Source organism: Pseudomonas sp. D4-21, from assembly GCF_051132125.1.
Classification (GTDB): Bacteria; Pseudomonadota; Gammaproteobacteria; order Pseudomonadales; family Pseudomonadaceae; genus Aquipseudomonas.
The window spans coordinates 3403158-3422248 of the sequence record NZ_CP071664.1 but is presented as its reverse complement, the minus strand read 5'-3'; the positions used below and the strand labels follow the sequence as shown (position 1 = coordinate 3422248).

18 protein-coding genes and 1 pseudogene are annotated in these 19091 nt (G+C 62.4%); 8 read left to right on the top strand and 11 right to left on the bottom strand.

Annotation, left to right across the window (positions count from 1 at the left end; genetic code table 11):
- Positions 1-8: 8 nt before the first annotated feature.
- The 3 genes from J3Q04_RS15230 to J3Q04_RS15220 all read left to right on the top strand — a co-directional run bounded on the left by J3Q04_RS15230 (position 9) and on the right by J3Q04_RS15220 (position 2599).
- A complete protein-coding gene (locus J3Q04_RS15230; protein ID WP_030141219.1) occupies positions 9-710 on the top strand; it encodes a response regulator transcription factor in 702 nt (233 codons plus the stop codon).
- 3 nt (positions 711-713) lie between these two features.
- Positions 714-2015: an ATP-binding protein gene (locus tag J3Q04_RS15225; RefSeq protein ID WP_434610858.1), complete on the top strand. Its 1302-nt coding sequence runs from the start codon at positions 714-716 to the stop codon at positions 2013-2015.
- A 206-nt stretch (positions 2016-2221) separates the two neighbouring features.
- Positions 2222-2599: a hypothetical protein gene (locus tag J3Q04_RS15220; RefSeq protein ID WP_434610860.1), complete on the top strand. Its 378-nt coding sequence runs from the start codon at positions 2222-2224 to the stop codon at positions 2597-2599.
- A 109-nt stretch (positions 2600-2708) separates the two neighbouring features.
- On the opposite strand, the gene J3Q04_RS15215 is transcribed toward J3Q04_RS15220, so the two are convergent.
- Complete coding sequence (locus J3Q04_RS15215) at positions 2709-3350, bottom strand: DUF1345 domain-containing protein (protein ID WP_434610862.1); 642 nt, start codon at positions 3348-3350, stop codon at positions 2709-2711.
- 38 nt (positions 3351-3388) lie between these two features.
- Positions 3389-4045 carry a bifunctional nicotinamidase/pyrazinamidase gene (gene pncA, locus J3Q04_RS15210; RefSeq protein WP_434563519.1) on the bottom strand — a complete coding sequence of 219 codons (657 nt, stop codon included), beginning with the start codon at positions 4043-4045 and terminating at the stop codon, positions 3389-3391.
- A gap of 279 nt (positions 4046-4324) precedes the next feature.
- Here pncA and J3Q04_RS15205 point away from each other — a divergent pair, with 279 nt between their 5' ends.
- On the top strand, positions 4325-6403 hold the full coding sequence (locus J3Q04_RS15205; protein ID WP_434563521.1) for a putative bifunctional diguanylate cyclase/phosphodiesterase: 2079 nt from the start codon (positions 4325-4327) through the stop codon (positions 6401-6403).
- A gap of 9 nt (positions 6404-6412) precedes the next feature.
- Here J3Q04_RS15205 and J3Q04_RS15200 read toward each other — a convergent pair whose 3' ends face one another.
- Positions 6413-7513, bottom strand: a complete 1101-nt coding sequence (locus tag J3Q04_RS15200; protein ID WP_434563523.1) for a DNA alkylation repair protein — start codon at positions 7511-7513, stop codon at positions 6413-6415.
- A gap of 151 nt (positions 7514-7664) precedes the next feature.
- Between J3Q04_RS15200 and J3Q04_RS15195 the strand changes: the two genes are divergently transcribed.
- Entirely contained in the window at positions 7665-7973 is a 309-nt protein-coding gene (locus J3Q04_RS15195) for an RcnB family protein (RefSeq protein ID WP_434563525.1), read from the top strand.
- Here the strand turns inward: J3Q04_RS15195 and J3Q04_RS15190 are convergent.
- Both J3Q04_RS15190 and J3Q04_RS15185 read right to left on the bottom strand, forming a co-directional pair.
- Positions 7970-8293: a protealysin inhibitor emfourin gene (locus J3Q04_RS15190; RefSeq protein ID WP_434610866.1), complete on the bottom strand. Its 324-nt coding sequence runs from the start codon at positions 8291-8293 to the stop codon at positions 7970-7972. The two genes, J3Q04_RS15195 and J3Q04_RS15190, sit on opposite strands and share 4 nt — an antisense overlap.
- The gene (locus tag J3Q04_RS15185; protein WP_434610868.1) at positions 8290-9354 is read right to left on the bottom strand and encodes a M4 family metallopeptidase; all 1065 of its coding nucleotides are present in this window, start codon (positions 9352-9354) and stop codon (positions 8290-8292) included. Before J3Q04_RS15185 ends, J3Q04_RS15190 begins: the two co-directional genes overlap by 4 nt.
- Before the next feature lie 139 nt (positions 9355-9493).
- Between J3Q04_RS15185 and J3Q04_RS15180 the strand changes: the two genes are divergently transcribed.
- Positions 9494-9835, top strand: coding sequence for an FKBP-type peptidyl-prolyl cis-trans isomerase (locus tag J3Q04_RS15180; protein WP_434610870.1), 342 nt, complete (start codon positions 9494-9496; stop codon positions 9833-9835).
- An 11-nt stretch (positions 9836-9846) separates the two neighbouring features.
- Here J3Q04_RS15180 and J3Q04_RS15175 read toward each other — a convergent pair whose 3' ends face one another.
- The gene (locus J3Q04_RS15175) at positions 9847-10968 is read right to left on the bottom strand and encodes a cytochrome P450 (RefSeq protein WP_434610873.1); all 1122 of its coding nucleotides are present in this window, start codon (positions 10966-10968) and stop codon (positions 9847-9849) included.
- A gap of 81 nt (positions 10969-11049) precedes the next feature.
- Between J3Q04_RS15175 and J3Q04_RS15170 the strand changes: the two genes are divergently transcribed.
- A complete protein-coding gene (locus J3Q04_RS15170) occupies positions 11050-11805 on the top strand; it encodes an ArsR/SmtB family transcription factor (RefSeq protein ID WP_434610875.1) in 756 nt (251 codons plus the stop codon).
- 337 nt (positions 11806-12142) lie between these two features.
- Here the strand turns inward: J3Q04_RS15170 and J3Q04_RS15165 are convergent, their stop codons facing one another.
- A complete protein-coding gene (locus J3Q04_RS15165; RefSeq protein ID WP_434610878.1) occupies positions 12143-12937 on the bottom strand; it encodes a helix-turn-helix domain-containing protein in 795 nt (264 codons plus the stop codon).
- 110 nt (positions 12938-13047) lie between these two features.
- Here J3Q04_RS15165 and J3Q04_RS15160 point away from each other — a divergent pair, with 110 nt between their 5' ends.
- The gene (locus tag J3Q04_RS15160; RefSeq protein WP_434610880.1) at positions 13048-13977 is read left to right on the top strand and encodes a DMT family transporter; all 930 of its coding nucleotides are present in this window, start codon (positions 13048-13050) and stop codon (positions 13975-13977) included.
- 88 nt (positions 13978-14065) lie between these two features.
- Here J3Q04_RS15160 and J3Q04_RS15155 read toward each other — a convergent pair whose 3' ends face one another.
- The 4 genes and pseudogenes from J3Q04_RS15155 to J3Q04_RS15140 form a co-directional block, all read right to left on the bottom strand.
- Positions 14066-15085, bottom strand: coding sequence for a branched-chain amino acid aminotransferase (locus J3Q04_RS15155; RefSeq protein ID WP_420764472.1), 1020 nt, complete (start codon positions 15083-15085; stop codon positions 14066-14068).
- Positions 15086-15365: 280 nt separating this feature from the next.
- Complete coding sequence (lpdA, locus tag J3Q04_RS15150; protein WP_434610882.1) at positions 15366-16748, bottom strand: dihydrolipoyl dehydrogenase; 1383 nt, start codon at positions 16746-16748, stop codon at positions 15366-15368.
- Positions 16749-16751: 3 nt separating this feature from the next.
- Positions 16752-18029 (bottom strand): dihydrolipoamide acetyltransferase family protein, encoded by a 1278-nt coding sequence (locus J3Q04_RS15145; protein WP_434610884.1) that lies wholly within the window; start codon positions 18027-18029, stop codon positions 16752-16754.
- Positions 18030-19090: pseudogene (locus J3Q04_RS15140) on the bottom strand (alpha-ketoacid dehydrogenase subunit beta). It abuts the gene before it with no gap.
- Between the last annotated feature and the right edge of the window lies 1 nt (position 19091).

The window sequence follows — 19091 nt, the reverse complement described above, 5'->3', positions numbered from 1 at the left end:
TACACCCCATGCCCAACATCCTCCTCGTCGAAGACGACGCCGCCCTCTGCGAACTCATCGCCAGCTACCTCGAACGCAACGGCTATCACGTCAGCGTGCTCAACCGTGGCGACCATGTACGTGAGCGGGCGCGGGCGAATCCGCCGGACCTGGTAATTCTCGACCTGATGCTGCCGGGCCTGGACGGCTTGCAGGTGTGCCGTTTGCTGCGGGCCGATTCGGCGACGTTGCCAATCCTGATGCTCACGGCGCGGGACGACAGCCACGACCAGGTGTTGGGCCTGGAAATGGGCGCCGATGATTACGTCACCAAGCCCTGCGAGCCACGGGTGCTGCTGGCGCGGGTGCGCACCTTGCTGCGGCGCAGCAGCCTGACCGAGCCGCAGACGGTCAATGATCGCATCGTCATGGGCAACCTGTGCATCGATCTGTCCGAACGCACGGTGACCTGGCGCGGGCAGCCGGTGGAGTTGTCCAGCGGCGAGTACAACCTGCTGGTGGTGCTGGCCCGTCATTCCGGCGAAGTGCTGAGTCGCGACCAGATCCTGCAACGGCTGCGCGGCATTGAGTTCAACGGCACCGATCGTTCGGTGGATGTGGCGATTTCCAAGCTGCGGCGCAAGTTCGACGACAACGCCGGCGAGGCGCGCAAGATCAAGACCGTGTGGGGCAAGGGTTATCTGTTCAGCCGTTCCGAGTGGGAATGCTGATCGATGTGGAAGCTGCTGATTCGCCTTTATCTGGTCACCATCGTTTCCTACAGCGCGGCAATCTATTTGATGCCGGAACTGGTGATCCGCCTGTTCCACGAGCGTTTCCAGGCCTACAACCTCGACTATTCCCGTGGCCTGCAAACGTTGATGGTCAAGCAGTTCCGCGCCGTGCCCAGCGAGCAATGGCCGGCGCTGGCGGCGCAGATGGACAAGGAGTTCGAGCCGTTGCGCATCGAGTTGGCGACCACCGAGGACGCCGGTTTCACCGCAACCGAACAGGCGCGTCTCAAACGTGGCGAGAACGTGGTGCGCGTCGGTGACTGGGGCTGGCGAACCCTGGCGGCAGCGCCGCTGGACGAGCGCACGGCGGTGAAGATGATCGTGCCGCCCGACCCGGCGGATGTCAGTTGGCTGTATTGGAGCATCAACGTGCTGATCGGCGCGACGATGCTGGGCTGCCTGCTGCTCTGGTTGCGGCCGCACTGGCGCGATCTGGAGCGTCTGAAGCGCACCGCCGAGCGTTTCGGCAAGGGGCATTTGAGCGAGCGCACGCACATTGCGCCGCGCTCGAACATTGGCAGCCTGGCCCACGTATTCGACACCATGGCCGGGGACATCGAGAATCTGCTCAACCAGCAGAGGGACCTGCTAAACGCCGTGTCCCATGAACTGCGCACGCCCTTGACCCGGCTCGATTTTGGCCTCGCTCTGGCGTTGTCGGAGGAGATGCCGACGGCCAGTCGCGAGCGTCTGCAAGGGTTGGTGGCGCACATTCGCGAACTGGACGAGTTGGTGCTGGAACTGCTGTCCTACAGCCGCTTGCAAAATCCGGAGCGGGTGCCGGAGCGGGTCGAAGTGCCGCTGGACGAGTTCATCGACAGTATCCTGGGCAGCCTCGACGAAGACCTGGCCGCGCCGGAGGTGGTGATCGACGTGCTGCTGCACGGCGCACTGGAGCGTTTCGTGCTGGACCCGCGCCTGACCGCCCGGGCGTTGCAGAACCTGTTGCGCAATGCCATGCGTTATTGCGAAAAGCGCATCCAGGTCGGTGTGCTGGTGGGTGATCAAGGCTGTGAGATCTGGGTCGACGACGATGGCATTGGCATTCCCGACAGCGAGCGCGAGCGCGTCTTCGAGCCGTTCTACCGCCTGGACCGCAGCCGCGACCGCGCCACGGGCGGCTTCGGCCTCGGCCTGGCGATCAGCCGCCGTGCCCTGCAAGCCCAAGGCGGCACCCTGACGGTCGGGGCTTCGCCGCTGGACGGGGCACGCTTCAGGCTGTGGCTGCCAACGCCGCCTTGAAGCCTGATGCAGTCCCTGTGGCTAGGGGATTTATGCCATTGGCGCCAACCCAATTCTTCGTTCCACCGCTCATCTGGGTGATGTTGCTGTTAGAGATTCCGACGAACCGTTTGTCGGTACTGTAATTGTTGACAGGTGTACGGGCATGCAGATCGCTTTAGTTTGCTGACGTGTGTTTACTTATTAGCTATCTCGCGGAGTCAGACATGAACAAAAGAAGCCCAGAAAAAAAAACCGAAGCACAAGGTTTTATGACCGCTATGGCTGCGACGTTTAATTTTAAAGCGGAATCAGTTTCGTTTACCAACCCACCTGGATTGTCGGGATTCAATAATCCCCAGAGTATGTGGATTAATCCCTCCCCGGGGGTGGTGAACGGTGCAGGCACGTATGACGTTGGCCCATCATCGGAACAGGTTTATATGGATTTCAGTATGGATGAATACACACGTCCCGCGGTGAGCGGAACGATTCGGTTTGATGAATATGACGAGGGGAAGCTGGCCAAGGGAAACTTCGACGTTGAGCTTAATGAAGGGGTGAGTGTAAAAGGCGAATTCTCCCTAAGGCAATGGGTGGATTAGAAGTTCAGATCTGATCTGACAATTACCGGATTTATGGACGTGATTGTCAGGTCAATTCAGTTGATGCACTTATGGGATCTATCCCCGCTGGGCTGCGGAGCTGCTCAAATCATCCAAACAACCCCGCCGCAATATTGATCGAAAACCCCAATATCGCCGTATTGAACACAAAACCGATCAACGACTGCGCCAACACGATCTTGCGCAACTGCCGCGTGGCAACCCCCACGTCCGAGGTCTGCACCGCCACGCCGATGGTGAACGAGAAGTACAGGAAATCCCAGTAATTGGGTGTGGCCAGGCCTTCGGCAAAACGCAGCGCCGGTTCCTTGCCGTTCCAGGTGTAATACAGCCGGGCGTAGTGAACGCTGAAGATCACTCCGATCAGCAACCATGAGCCGATCACGGTCAACGCGGTCGCGCCATAGTGCAGCCACTTGCCGGCCGTTTGCAGGTCGCGGCTGCCGGCCAGTTCAAAGGTGATGGTCGCCAGGCTGGCCAAGGCTGCGATGCAAACCATCAACAACACGAGCCCGGCGTTTTCGTCTTCCATTTCGGCGATGCGCTTCACGTCCGGTGCCTTGGCTCGCACCGTGAGCCAGAACATCAACAGCAGATAAGTCCAGACCCCGACGTTCCAGCCGATCAGGATCTTGCCGATGACCGAGTCAGCGGGAATCGACAAACCCGCGGCCAGGCCAATGATCGTGGCCCAGGAAAGGCGCGGGTGAGTGCGGGTGAGGCGGGGCATGGGAACTCACTGTGACAAGGGAATACGGGTAGTAACAGTCATCCGGCAAACGCCGGGCTGGCGATGTCGCTGGATTGAATCAGCCGCACGCCGGCCTCCTGCATGCGCCGCATGGCCGCGTCCATCGAACCGTCGATATCGATGCCCCGACAAGCGTCCAGAACGACGATCGCGTTGAAGCCAGCCATTCGTGCGTCCAGCGCCGAGTACATCACGCAGAAGTCCAGGGCCAATCCGACCATGTACACCGTGTCGATGCCGCGTTCCTTGAAGTAGCCGGTCAGGCCGGTCGGGGTCTGGCGGTCGGCTTCCATGAAGGCCGAGTAACTGTCGATGGCCGGGTTGCACCCCTTGCGAATGACCAATTGGGCATGAGGCAAGTCGAGGTCAGGGTGCAGCGCGGCGCCCGGGGTATCCTGGACACAGTGATCGGGCCAGAGCTTTTGTTCGCCGTAGGGGAGCTGGATGAGGTCGAAGGGTTGCTTGTCTTCATGGCTGGAGGCGAACGAGGCGTGCCCGGCGGGGTGCCAGTCCTGGGCGCAGACGACGTTCAGGAACGAACGGCCGAGTCGGTTGACCAGCGGCACGATTTCGTCGCCACCCGGCACGGCCAGTTGGCCGCCAGGGATGAAGTCGTTCTGGATGTCAATCACGAGTAAAGCGGTGGTTGTGGCTTTGGTATCCGCTAGGGTCATGCCGGCTGCTCCTGGGGGGAACTGAAGAGCTTAGCCGAATCGGTTCCGGCTCAGGTGGTTGTTTGTGCCGGGCACCGCATCGCGAGCAAGCTTGATTCCACATGGGCCGGTGGACGACGCCCTGCGGATAAGGGCCGCTACAGGGGAGCCCAGTGTCTTTCGTCGCAAATATTTTTTGTATGATGGCTTTTTGATGCGCTTCTGTAGCGACTGTGTAGAATCGCCAACTTTCAACCGGGCATGGAAGCAGTACGGCCTTAAGGTCACGAGAAAAAACCCATGCTCATCGGCAGCTATTCACCCGCTCTCGTTTCGTTTTCCCTGTTTGTTGCAATCCTGGCGTCCTACACCGCGCTGGATCTGGCCGGGCGTATCGCCACCGCTCAGGGGCGCGCCGTTCACTTCTGGATGGCCGGTGGTGCGTTGGCGATGGGGGTGGGCATCTGGTCCATGCATTTCATCGGCATGCTCGCTTTCACCTTGCCGGTAGAGCTTGGCTACGATTTGGCGATCACTGCGCTGTCTTTGCTGATTGCCGTCCTTTCCAGCGGCTTTGCGCTGTGGTTGGTCAGCCAGCCACAACTGCGCGCCTGGCATTTGGCGTTCGGCGCGTTGGTGATGGGTACCGGCATCAGTGCCATGCATTACACCGGCATGGCCGCGTTGCGGATGCAACCGGGCATCGATTACGACCCGACGCTGTTCGGGGCTTCGTTGTTGATTGCCGTCGTAGCGTGTGCGGCGGCGTTATGGATCGCCTTTCATCTTCGCCAGAATACGCCTCACGTACGCCTGGCTCGTGCCGGCGCCGCCGTGGTGATGGGCGTCGCCATCGTCGGCATGCACTACACCGGCATGGCCGCGGCGCAGTTCCGCGAAGGCAGTTTCTGCGGGGCCCTGGATGGCTTGAGCGGCAAGGGGCTGGACAATGTGGTGCTGATTACCACCCTGGCAATCCTGGCGATTACCTTGCTGACTTCCATCCTCGACGCGCGCCTTGAAGCGCGTACGGCGGAGTTGGCCAGGTCGCTGACCCAGGCCAACCGGGAGCTGACTCAACTGGCCTTGCACGACCCCCTGACCGGACTGCCCAACCGTGTTTTGCTGGCCGATCGCATTGGCCAAGCCATGCACCGCGTGCAGGAACAGGGCGGGTGTTTCGCCTTGATGTTCATTGACCTGGATGGCTTCAAACCGGTGAACGACGCGTTTGGCCATCACATGGGCGACCTGTTGCTGCGGGACGTGGCCCTGCGCCTGCGCGAGGATCTGCGCAACCAGGACACCCTCGCACGGATCGGTGGCGACGAGTTCGTCCTGCTGGTGCAACTGGCCGAGCCGGACGACGCCCTGCGCCTGGCCGCTCGGCAGGTTGCATTGATCGGCGGCACGTTCCGGGTCGCCGACCATGACCTGCAGATCTCCGCCAGTGTCGGCATCTCGCTTTATCCGGGCAACGGCCAGAGCGCCGATGAACTGTTGATGAACGCGGACGCGGCGATGTATCACGCCAAGGGCGCCGGCAAGAACGGCTACAGCTTCTTCGACGCCTCGATGAACAGCAACGCCCGCAAGCAATTGCAACTGCTGCAAGACTTGCGCATCGCCGTCGAGCAGCGGCAGTTCAGCCTGCATTACCAGCCCAAGTTCGACGCCGCGAAGGGCCGTCCGGTAGGTGCCGAAGCGCTGCTGCGCTGGACTCATCCAACCCAGGGCCTGCTGATGCCCGACACCTTCATCGACCTGGCGGAGAAGACCGGGTTGATCATTCCGATCGGCGAATGGGTGCTCAACGAAGCCTGCCGGCAGATGCGCGAATGGTACGTGCTGGGCTACACCGACTGGCGCATCGCGGTGAATCTCTCGGCCTTGCAGTTCTGCCATGCGGGCCTGGTGCAGAGCGTGGCCAAGGCGCTGGAAACTCATCATTTGCCGGCCAACAGCCTGACGCTGGAAATCACCGAGACCACTGCCATGAGCGACGCGGACGCGAGCATGACGGTGCTGCAACAGCTGTCGGACATGGGCGTGGACCTGTCCATCGACGACTTCGGCACCGGCTATTCGAGCCTGATGTACCTCAAGCGCCTGCCGGCCAACGAGTTGAAGATCGATCGCGGTTTCGTGCGCGACCTGGAGCACGACAGCGATGACGCGGCCATCGTCTCGGCCATCGTCGCCCTCGGCCAGGCCCTGGGGCTGCGGATCGTCGCCGAAGGGGTGGAGACCGATGTACAACAGGACTTCCTGACGCAGTTGGGCTGCGATTCACTGCAAGGTTATCTGCTGGGGCATCCGCAACCGGCCGAGCATTTCCTCAAGAACATCCGCCAATTCCCGCGCGTGGCGATCGCCTGAGGCGATTGCTCAGGGGACGATGTCGAACGCGGTGCTGCCCAGCCGCTCGCCATTGATCAGCACATGTACCGCATGCCGGCCCTCATAGTGTCGGCGCGTGGTCAGCTCGCGGATGTGCTGGGAGCGGCTGAGGTTGGCGCACGCCAGGGCGGGCAGGTCGAAGGTCCTGAGTTTGAACACCTTGGCCGACGTACCGCCCGAGGCTTTTACGTAATCGATCGCATAATCGATCACCAAGCGTTGGTTCTCGGGACAAGTCGATTGCACCTTGAACGACAACGTGACCTGCTCGCCCAGGCGAATCACCGCCGGCAGCACTTGCAGATCCGAGACCTCGACCTGCGCCTTACCTCCCGCTCCGATGACCGCCAGCGCCCGGGGGTTACCTTGCTTGATCAAGCTGCGCAGGGCATGCCGGGCGATCCAGGCGGTGTGGCGCTCCTGGAGCGGCCAGCCTTCGATGCGGTCAAGGACCCAGTCGGGATGCTGCTTGGTCACATCGTTCAGGTGGTTGGCGACGGATTTGCGCACGTACAGGCTGTCGTCGGCCTTGAGCGCATCGAGGATGGCGGCGGCGAGTTCCGGGTTGGCCTGGATCGGCTCCAGATGGAATGACCAGGGCAGGCGCGGGCGGCTGCCTTCGCTGGCGAGGCGGCGCACGTGCTCGTTGGCGTCCAGTGCCCATTCATGCATCACTTCTAAAGTACCTGCCAGGTCATCGCGCAGGAAATGCCGCACGGCGAATTCCGCGGAGCCGAACCGGGTGAAATACTTGAGCGCGTCCATGGACGCCTCGAAGGCATGCCGACCGTACGACGCCACGTAGTGCGGCAGGAACATGCTCACGAACATGCTGTTCAAACGCGGCGCCAGGGCACGCAGTACTTCCAGCGATGATTCGTAATCCAGCGGCAAGACCGTATGCAGACACTCGCTGACCCGCGCCATGCGCTGCATCACCGACAACTGCGCCAGCCCATCGTTGGTCATGTCCAGGAACGCCTTGGCATCGAACGCCGGGTACACCGCGCGCATTTCGGTGGCGATGTGTTCCAGGCGGGCGTTGTTGAAGATTTCCTTGAGGGCTGGGGAAGAGGTGGTGGTGCTCATGTTGGGTCCGTCCGGCGGGTGTTGGGCCAAGGCTCGCCACTATGCCATAGCCGGCACATGGGAATGGGGCCTTCAGAAGCAACAGTAAAAGGAATGATTCGCCGTCGCCGAAGTCCCAGATTCAGTACCTTGAATTAATTGGAGTTCTTCTATGCGCAAACCCACCCTCATCGCCAGCCTCGTCTTGATCGCCGGCCTCGGAGCCTTTGGGCCTGTCGCGCAAGCCGTCGAGAAAACCGGAGACGCCCTGGAGCATTCGCCAAGCAATGGCCGCCGGCTGGTGGAAAACGACCGGGTCCCGGCGGACTACCAGCGCTCGGACAGGGCCATGAAAGACTGGAAGCAGAAAAAGCTCGAGCAGCCGACAGAAGAGCAGCAATGGGTGCATATCGACGACAAGTACCTGCTGATCGAAACCGTGTCCGGCGCAATCGTCAAGATCGTCCCGGCGACACGCTAAAGCACTTCGCCTTTATCCCACAGATGAACCAACTCGCCAGGTGCCCGGTCCTCGGGCACTTGCAGCACCATTTCGTCGTCCCGGTCGTTGGCCCGGTAACGCACCTCGATCTGGAAATAACGCTGGTCGCCGCGGCCAGGGGTGGAAGAGGTGAGCGGCAGGCACCCCTCCAGCACCGAGCAGATGCGCGTGCGTTGGTCGATGTCGCATTGGGCGAACTCGATTTCCCGGGGCCGGGTCAGGGCATGGATGGCTGCCACGCCGCCCTGGCGCGACAGCTTTACGACCGCTTTGTCATCAAGGTCTGGCAGGGTTTTCATCCGTTCTCCTCGTTCAGGTCGACACCCACCTGTGCCCAGCCATCCTGGACGGCTTTGACTTCCCGTTCGCCGAAACGCTGGCGGGCGTGCTCAATGGTCAGGCGAGCAAACGCGCTAAAGGACGCGTCGTTGGCCAGTTGCCTGTCGCACAAGGTGTCATACCAGATTTTCCCGGCCTTTTCCCAGGCGAATCCGCCCAGCGCGGTCGCCACCAGATAAAAGGCCCGGTTGGGAATGCCGGAGTTGATGTGCACGCCGCCGTTGTCCTCGCGGGTGATGACGAACTCGCGCATGTGCGCCGGCTGGGGATCCTTGCCCAGCAGCGGGTCATCGTAAGCGGTGCCGGGGTTGGACATGCTGCGCAAACCATCACCGTTGATCCTGTCGGTGAGCAGGTCCGCGCCGATCAACCAGTCGGCCTGCTCGGCGGTCTGGCCCAATACGAATTGCTTGACCAGTACCCCGAACACATCGGAAATCGATTCGTTCAATGCGCCGGACTGGTTGGCATAGATCAAGCCCGCTTCGCTTTCGGTGACGCCGTGGGCCAACTCGTGGGCTACGACGTCGAGGGAGCGGGTGAAGCGCTGGAAGATCTCGCCATCGCCGTCGCCGAACACCATCTGCGCGCCGTTCCAAAAGGCGTTTTCGTAGTCCTGGCCGTAATGCACGCTGCCGACCAGGGCAAACCCCTTGTTATCGATGGAGTCACGCTCCAGCACCCTCCAGAAAAAGTCATAGGTCGCGCCGAGGGCGTCGTACGCTTCGTCCACCGCCGGGTCGCCACTGGGCGATTGACCCTCCAGGCGCACCGGTTGGCCTGGCAGTTCCATGCCGTTCTGGGCGTCGTGGATGCTGCGCTGTGGTTGGCCGGCCTTGCCGGGCTTGGGCAGCTTGGCGGACGCGGGTGGGTTGCTGGGAGGGCCTGGGTTGTGGCGCAGGTTCTTGACATGAGTCAGGGTGCCGAGGGCGCTGGAACGCTGCTGCTCGGAGCCATGGGCGATAATGCGGTTGAGGATGTAAGGCGGAATGAAGCCGTGGAGCGGGCGTGAGTCGATCATCAGAAAATCCTTATCTGAAATGCAGGGTCGATACCCATGTGAACCGAAGTGGCCGTTGCGGTTCCCTTTGCCGCAAAAGGTTGCCTGTCGCGCAGATATCTGCGAAAACCCCGCGCCTGGATCACACGGGAATAACGCCATGAATGACGAGTTGCAAATCATCGACTTAAAAGAGGGCGACGGCAAAAGCGTAGTCAAAGGCGCGCTGATTACCACCCAATATCGCGGCACCCTCGAAGACGGTACAGAGTTCGATTCATCCCACAGTCGCGGCAAACCCTTCCAATGCGTGATCGGCACTGGCCGGGTCATCAAGGGCTGGGATATCGGATTGATGGGCATGAAGGTCGGCGGCAAGCGCAAACTCTGGGTACCGGCGCACCTGGCCTACGGTGAACGGTCCGTGGGCGCCCACATCAAGCCCAACGCCAATCTCAGCTTTGAAATCGAGTTGCTGGAAGTCCTGACGCGGGACGATTGAGACGCCTTCGTTCATGACCGGTCGCTGAACAGCGGGATCCGTCCGTTGGTCGAGGGGCGGTAGTGCCAGGCCAGTTGATCCAGGCACGGCGTGCGTTCCAGGATTGCCTCCAGGGATGCGCGGGCGATGTCCATCGCCAGGGCCTGGCCTGGACATTCGTGGCGGCCGCTGCCGAAGCTGAAACTGCGCCGATTCGGGCGATCCAACAGCAGGGTATCCGGCTCCGGGTTGAGCTGCGGGTCGCGGTTGGCCGCGGCTAGCAGCACCAGGACTGCGTCTCCCTGGGACAGCGCAGCGCCAAGGATTTCGCAGGGCGCGGCGATGAAGCGTCGGGTGTTCTGCACGGCTGGGTCGAAACGTTGGACTTCGGCCAACAATGAGTTGATCAGCGTAGAGTCGTCCCGGAGCACTTGATGTAGCGCGGGATCACGGATCAACGCCAACAATGCGTTACCGATCAGGCCTGCGGTGGCCTCATGGGTTTGCGAAAGCAAGCCGATCAGGTTGGCGGTCCGGCTGTCTGGGTCGGCGTCTTCGAAGCCCTGGCAGATGCCGTTCAATAACTGACTGTCTCGCGCGATGATCCGCTCCTGGAAAAGCCTTGCCAGTTGCTCGCTGGCCCGGTGGGCGGCCTCCAGTTGTGGAGCTTGGCTCAGGGGCGACAGGCAGGCGACGAAATCACCCGTCAGCTCGCTGATCAGGTGACTGTCCGTCGGATTGAAACCCAGCAATTGCGCCACCACGCTGACCGGGCCGCTGAACTGCGCCTGGCGCACGCCTTCGGCGCCATGCCTGAGCAAGCGCGCCTTCACCAGCGCCTCGACCTGGCGGGGATCGATGTCCTGCAACCTCGGCGCGATGGCCGCCCTCGGGCAGCGTTGTCGTTCACCTTCGTTCATCCGCATCAGGCGCCCGAACACTCGGCCGGCAGGCCCCTCGGCAATCGCCTTCGGCACCGGCTCGTGGGCGGGGCGCACGTGGCAGTCGGGATGATGCAAGACCGCGCACACCGCTTCGGCGCTGCTAGCGACCCAGATATTCAAGTGTGGGTCGAAGTCCAGCCCGCCGTTGGCGCGAAGGGTCGAATAATATGGGTAGGGATCGGCGTGTGTCGCGGCGGTGATCGGGTCCATGATGGTTGCCTCGTTCGTGCAGGGGAGAGTGCTGCTACTATCTCCAGTCGACGCATGGCTTGATTCGTCCGGGAGCGAAATATGAACGCAGAGCAACACGATGTGGGCGTGTCCCAGGTGGCCTCGGCCATTGCCGAACCGGCCCGCACCCGAATGCTCTGCGCCTTGATGGACGGCCACGCTCGGACCAGCACGGAGCTGGCAAGCATCGCTGACGTCAGTGCATCCACCGCCAGCGCCCACCTGGCGAAGCTCAAGGAATCGGCGCTGGTGCGCTTGCATGTGCAGGGCCGTCATCGTTATTACAGCCTCGCCGACAAACGCGTGGCCACTGCCCTCGAGGCGTTGATGGTGATTGGCCGGGACGCCGCGCCGACCTTCACCCCACGTACGCCGGATCGCCTGCAGTATGCTCGCACCTGCTACGACCATATGGCGGGCACCCTAGCGGTGCGGCTGCATGACCGCTTGCTCGAAGCCGGATGGCTGGTCGAGGTGGACGGCCAAGGGTATCGGCTGAGTGAAACGGGTGAGGCGCTGTTCGAAGGTTTGGGTATCGATGTGCAGGCATTGACGGCCCAACGGCGCCGCTTCGCCTGCCCATGCCTGGACTGGAGCATGCGCCGGCCGCACCTGGGCGGCGCCTTGGGGGCGGCGTTGCTGCAACTGGCGATCAAGCGCAAATGGCTGGTCCAGGACCTGGACAGCCGGGCGCTGGGGTTGACGGCCAGCGGTCGCAAGGAAATGGCAGGGCGGTTTGGGATCGATGCGGAATTCGATGCCATATCGACTGGCGCCATCGCGAGCAGGCTCGCTCCCACAGTGGACTTGCGTTGAACTCAACACTCAAGACCACCCGAGATTTCCTGTGGGAGCGAGCCTGCTCGCGATGGCGGCGTCTCATTCAATCCTTTTGCAAGCTGACCCACCGCCATCGCGAGCAAGCTCGCTCCCACAGTGGATTTGCGCTGAACACAACACTCAAGACCACCCGAGATCAACTGTGGGAGCGGGCTCGCCCGCGATGACGGCGGCACATTCAATCCTTGTGCAAGCTGACCCACCGCCATCGCGAGCAGGCTCGCTCCCACAATGGACTTGCGCTGAACACAACACTTAAGACCATCCGAGATTTCCTGTGGGAGCGAGCCTGCTCGCGATGGCGGCCGCTCATTCATGCAGTCATATGGCGGCGCCGATATTCATCCGGCGTGGTGCCCATCATTTTGCGGAACATGCTGATGAACGCCGAGGCGCTGCTGTAGCCCAGGTCCAGGCCAATGGTTTCCACGCTCTGACCACGTTCGAGCAGGGCCAGGGCCTCGATGACTTTCAGGCGCTGGCGCCATTCCACCAAGGACATGCCCAGGTCCCGCTGGGCCCGGCGCATCAGTGTGCGCTCGGTGGTGTTGGCGGCGCGAGCCAGTTGCGGCAAGGAGCGCGGGTCACTGGGATTGGCTTCCAAGGCCCGCAACACCGGACCCAGCAGCGGATCATCCGAGGAGGGCAGGTAACTGCCGACATGGGGCGCCTGCGTCAGCTTGTCCACCAGCACTTGCAACAAGCGCTGCTGTTCGGGCGTCTGTGGCTGGCTCGGCGGGTCGCTGCGCAGTTCTTCCAGCAACGCGCGGATCAGCGGGCTCAGGGTCAGCGCGCAGGGGACGGCTGGCAGCGCACCGCACAGCTCGGCCGCCAGGTACAACGAGCAATGGCAGGCTTCATGCCGATTGAATCCCACATGTTCCATGTCCGGCGGCAGCCAGATGCCGTATTGCGGGGGCGCCAGGTAATGGTGCTGGGCGATTTCGATTTCCATCACGCCACTGTAGGAATAGACGAACTCTCCCCAGGCATGCCGGTGCCGGGGATACGTGGCGTGGGCCGGCATGCAGGCGCTGCGGAAGAAAATCGCCAAGGGTAGCGCCGCGTCGAACGGAGGAATCTTCAAGTGTTGGGCTGGAGGCTGCATATCGACCGCAATGGCGGATTACCGGGATGGCTTGTCGGGTAATCACTATATCCAGCAAAGCTGTCAGGCCGACAATCCTTTCGTCTCTTTTCTGCCCGAGGACCTTTTCCATGACCACCCGCCGTGCCCTGGATGGCCAGGTCATCGCCCTGATGACCGGCCTCTGTGCCATCTGGGGTTTCCAGCAAGTCGCGATCAAGGCCGGCGCCGCCGACATGGGGCCGATGCTGCAACTGGGTGTGCGCTCGGCCATCGCCGCGGTACTGGTCTGGCTGTTGGTGCTGGCGCGCGGTGAACGCCTGTCCCTGACCGACGGCAGTTGGCGCCCGGGCCTGCTGGTGGGGTTGTTGTTCGCCCTGGAGTTCGTGATGGTGGGTGAGGGCCTGCGCCACACGACGGCTTCGCACATGGTGATTTTCCTCTACACCGCACCGATGTTCGCCGCCCTCGGTTTGCACTGGAAGTTGCCAAGCGAGCGTCTCAAACCGGCGCAGTGGCTAGGTATCGCCGTTGCCTTCGGCGGCATTGTGGTGGCCTTCAGCGGCGGTTCGGGCGCGGCGAACGGCAGTTCGTTGCTCGGCGATGGCATGGGCTTGCTGGCCGGCGCGCTGTGGGGCGCGACCACCGTGACGGTACGCTGTTCGCGGCTGACGGACCTGCCGGCCAGCCAGACGCTGCTGTACCAGTTGGTGGGCGCCGGGGTGCTGCTGATCGGCATGTCGGCAGCGCTGGGGCAAACGACAATCAACCCCACGCCATCCCTTATTGCGAGCATGGCGTTCCAGGTGTTGCTGGTGTCCTTCGCCAGCTTCTTGATCTGGTTTTCGCTGCTACGCCGGTATCTGGCGTCGCAATTGGGGGTGCTGTCGTTCATGACGCCCCTGTTCGGCATCGGGTTTGGCGTCTGGTTGCTGGATGAGCCGCTGGAGCCGAATTTTATCGTTGGCGCTGCGCTGGTTTTGAGTGGGATCTTGCTGGTAAGCGGTTACGGTTGGTTTCGCCAGCGTTGGGGGCGATCGCCGGTATTGCGGCAAGAGTAACTGAACGCAGATGCATAAAAGCCCACCCTTGCTATGACAGAGGTGGGCTTTTTTACTGAAAAAATTCAGCTGCCCAGAGGGGCTTGGATCAAACCTTGACGATCCAACCCGCCGGCGCTTCCACATCGCCGGTCTGCACGCCGGTCAACTCTTTGTAGAGCTTCTGGGTGATCGGGCCGACTTCGGTTTCGCTGTGGAACACGTGCAGCTTGTCCTTGTAGCTGATGCCGCCAATCGGCGTGATCACCGCAGCGGTACCGCAGGCGCCGGCTTCCTTGAAATCCGACAGCTTGTCGATGAACACGTCGCCTTCGATCACTTCCAGGCCCAGGCGCGATTTCGCCAGTTCGATCAGCGACAGGCGGGTGATGCCCGGCAGGACCGAAGGGGAGTTGGGGGTGATGAATTTGTTGTCGTGGGTAATGCCAAAAAAGTTGGCCGAGCCGACTTCTTCGATTTTCGAATGGGTCAGCGGATCCAGATAGATGCAGTCGGCGAAGCTGGCCTTCTTGGCCTGGGAACCGGGCATCAGGCTCGCGGCGTAGTTGCCGCCGACCTTGGCCGCGCCGGTGCCCTGTGGGGCGGCACGGTCGAAGCTGGAGATCAGGAAGTTGTGCGGGGTCAGGCCGCCCTTGAAGTAGGCGCCGACCGGGATGCAGAAGATCGAGAAGATGAACTCGGGCGCGGTGCGCACGCCGATGTTGTCACCCACGCCGATCACGAACGGGCGCAGGTACAGCGCGCCGCCAGTGCCGTACGGCGGGATGAAGCGCTCGTTGGCGCGGACCACTTGCTTGCAGGCTTCTACGAACTGCTCGGTGTCGACATGCGGCATCAGCAGGCGGGCGCAGCTGCGCTGCATGCGGGCGGCGTTCTGGTCCGGACGGAACAGGTTGATCGAACCGTCCTTGCAGCGATAGGCCTTCAAGCCTTCGAAGCATTGCTGACCGTAGTGCAGGGCGGTGGAGCCCTCGCTGATGTGCAGCACGTTGTCGTCGGTCAGGGTGCCCGCGTCCCAGGCGCCATCGCGCCAATGCGACAGGTAGCGCTTGTCGGTCTTGATGTAGTCAAAGCCCAGTTTGTCCCAATTGATGCTCTCGTTACCCATGACACCCTCTATTTCCTGACAACCGTCGAAACGGTTCAAGCTTCTGACGTTTTTGAATGGGCACAACAATACTTCATTCCGGGGGTGTTTCGCAGCTTGCTCGATGAGGAGCAGGAGATATTTCCAGCCGACTCCCCCGTGGCGAGGGAGCTTGCTCCCGCTCGGCTGCGAAGCAGTCGTAACCCGTTAGACGCGGTGTGACTGAATAAACCCGTCGCCAGATTCAGGGCCGCTTCGCGGCCCAGCGGGAGCAAGCTCCCTCGCCACGGGATAACTGCCGTTAACAATGCAACGCATGCCCCAACGCCCGCAACGCCGCTTCCTGCACCGCTTCGCCCAGCGTCGGATGGGCGTGGATAGTGCCGGCGATATCTTCCAGGCGCGCGCCCATTTCCAGGGACTGGCCGAACGCGGTGGACAGCTCCGACACCCCCACGCCAACCGCTTGCCAGCCGACGATCAAGTGATTGTCCCGGCGCGCCACGACGCGCACGAAACCGCTTTTCGATTCCAAGGTCATCGCCCGGCCGTTGGCGGCAAAGGGGAAGCTCGACACGATGCAATCGAGCCCGGCAGCCTTGGCCTCGTCCGGCGTCTTGCCTACTACGACCACTTCCGGATCGGTGAAGCACACCGCCGCGATGGCGGTCGGGTTGAACTCGCGATGCTCACCGGCGATCAGCTCGGCGACCATCTCGCCCTGAGCCATGGCCCGGTGGGCGAGCATCGGTTCGCCGCTCAGGTCGCCGATGGCCCAGACGTTGCGCATGCTGGTCTGGCAATGGTTGTCGATCTTCACCGCCGAGCCGTTCATCGCCAGGTCCAGGGCTTCAAGGTTCCAGCCTTGGGTGTTGGGTTTGCGTCCAACCGCCACCAGCACCCGGTCAGTGTCCAGGTTTAACGTGTCGCCGTTGGGATCACGCACCTGCAAAGTGCTGCCCTGGGCATCGAAACCTTCGACGCTGTGCTTGAGGTACAGCTTCACGCCCAACTGCTTGAGCGCCTCGTGTACCGGTTGGGTCAGTTCGCCGTCGTAGGCCGGCAGGATCCGCTCCTGGGCCTCGACCACGCTGACTTGCGCGCCGAGCTTGCGATAGGCGATGCCCAGCTCCAGGCCGATATAACCACCGCCGACCACTACCAGGTGCTTGGGCACCGAGGTGGGGGCGAGGGCTTCAGTGGACGAGATGATCGGCCCTCCAATCGGCAGCATGGGCAGTTCTACGCTTTTCGAGCCGGTAGCCAGCAGCAGGTGCTCGCACTGGATGCGCGTGTCGCCGACCTCAACGGTCTTGCCGTCGATGACCCTGGCCCAGCCGTGGATGACCTGGACCTTGTTCTTCTTCAGCAACGCGGCGACACCAGTGGTCAGGCGGTCGACAATGCCGTCCTTCCATTCCACGCTCTTGCCGATGTCAAGGGTTGGCGCCGACACGGTGATACCCAAGGCCGAGCCCTGGCTGTGGTGGTGAGTCTGGTGAAACTGCTCGGCCACATGGATCAATGCCTTGGACGGGATACAGCCGATGTTCAGGCAGGTACCGCCCAACGCCTGGCCTTCCACCAGGATCGTTTCAATGCCCAGCTGGCCGGCGCGAATCGCCGCCACGTAGCCGCCGGGACCGCCGCCGATGATCAATAGCTTGGTGTTCAAAGTCTGCATCGCCTACTCCACAAACAGGGTGGCAGGTTGTTCGAGCAAGCCGCGCAGGGCCTGGATGAATTGCGCCGCGTCCATGCCGTCGACCACCCGGTGATCGAAGGAACTGGAGAGGTTCATCATCTTGCGGACCACGATCTGCCCCTTGATCACCACAGGCCGCTCGACGATCTTGTTCACGCCGACGATCGCCACTTCCGGCAGGTTCAGCACCGGTGTGCTGACGATGCCGCCGAGCGCGCCGAGGCTGGTCAGGGTGATGGTCGAGCCGGACAGCTCATCGCGACCGGCCTTGCCATTGCGGGCGGCCGTGGCCAGGCGCGAGATCTCCGCCGCGCTGTCCCACAGGCTGCGGGCTTCGGCGTGACGCACCACGGGCACCATCAGGCCGACATCGCTCTGGGTCGCAACGCCGACATGCACTGCGCCGCAGCGATGGATGACCTGGGCTTCGTCGTCATAACGGGCGTTCATCTGCGGGAAGTCTCGCAGGGCCACGACCAACGCGCGAACGAGGAAGGGGAGCAAGGTCAGCTTGCCGCGACTGGCGCCGTGTTTTTCGTTCAGGTGAACCCGCAGCTCTTCCAGCGCGGTGACGTCGATTTCCTCGACGTAGCTGAAATGGGCGGCGCGTTGAGTTGCTTCCTGCATGCGCTGGGCAATCTTGCGGCGCATGCCGATCACCGGGATCTGCTGCTCGTCATGGCGTTCGGCGTAACCCGAACCGCCCTTGGCCTGGGTCGACGGCCCCTGGGCCAGATAGGCTTCCAGGTCTTCATGCAAAATACGCCCGGCAGGGCCGCTGCCCTGGACCAGGCGCAGCTGGATACCGAGGTCCAATGCGTGCTTGCGCACGGCCGGCGAGGCCAGTGGACGCTCGTCGGGGTCACGTGCCACTGGGGCTTGCGGGGTGCAGCGGGGTGCGGCGGTTTTTGCCATCACCGGTTCAGGCGTTGCCACTGGCGCTGGCTTCGGTGCTTGCGCAGCAGCAGCCGCAACCGGAGCCGGAGCCGGTTGCGCGGACTCCTTCAGGTTGCCCGCACCTTCCACTTCAATGCGGATCAGCTCGCTGCCCACCGCCATGACTTCACCCGGCTCGCCACCCAGGGCGATGACCCGGCCATGCACTGGCGAGGGGATATCCACCATCGCTTTGTCGGTCATGACGTCGGCCAGTACCTGGTCCTCGACGACCATGTCGCCCACCTTGACGTGCCACACCGACAACTCAACTTCCGCGATGCCTTCGCCGATGTCCGGCATCTTGATAACGTGCGTGCCCATTCAGACCTCCATGACCCGTTTCAACGCCGCGCCCACACGGGACGGCCCAGGGAAATACGCCCACTCCTGCGCATGCGGGTAGGGGGTGTCCCAACCGGTGACACGCTCGATGGGCGCTTCCAGGTGGTGGAAGCAGTGTTCCTGCACCAGCGAGACCAGCTCTGCGCCGAAACCGCAGGTGCGGGTGGCTTCGTGGACAACCACGCAACGGCCGGTTTTCTTCACCGATTTGACAATGGTGTCCAGGTCCAACGGCCAGAGGCTACGCAGGTCGATGACTTCCGCGTCGATGCCGGTCTCTTCGGCCGCCACTTGGGAGACATAGACCGTGGTGCCGTAGGTGAGCACCGTCACGTCCTTGCCCGGACGGGTGATGGCGGCGACGTCCAGTGGCACGGTGTAGTAACCGTCCGGCACTTGCGCCTGCGGATGCTTGGACCATGGCGTTACAGGGCGGTCATGGTGGCCGTCGAACGGGCCGTTATACAGGCGCGCTTGGGTTCGAGGAAGATCACCGGGTCATCGTTCTCGATGGAGGCGATCAGCAGACCCTTGGCGTCGTAGGGGTTGGACGGCATGACGGTGCGCAGGCCACAGACCTGGGTGAACATCGCCTCGATGCTCTGGCTGTGGGTCTGGCCGCCATAGATCCCGCCGCCGCAGGGCATGCGCAGGGTCATCGGCGCGGTGAACTCGCCGGCCGAGCGATAGCGCAGGCGCGCCGCTTCGGAAATGATCTGGTCCGACGCCGGGTAGACGTAGTCGGCGAACTGGATCTCGGCCACCGGCCGCAGCCCGTAGGCGCCCATGCCCACCGCCACGCCGACGATGCCGCTTTCGGAAATCGGTGCGTCGAACACCCGTGAAGTGCCGTACTTGTTCTGCAGGCCTTCGGTGCAGCGGAACACGCCGCCGAAATAGCCCACGTCCTGGCCGAACACCACGACGTTATCGTCGCGCTCAAGCATCACGTCCATGGCCGAGCGCAGAGCCTGGATCATGGTCATGGTGGTAGTGGTCATGGCGGTGTCCAACGCAATATTGTTGTTGTGATCGTTCATG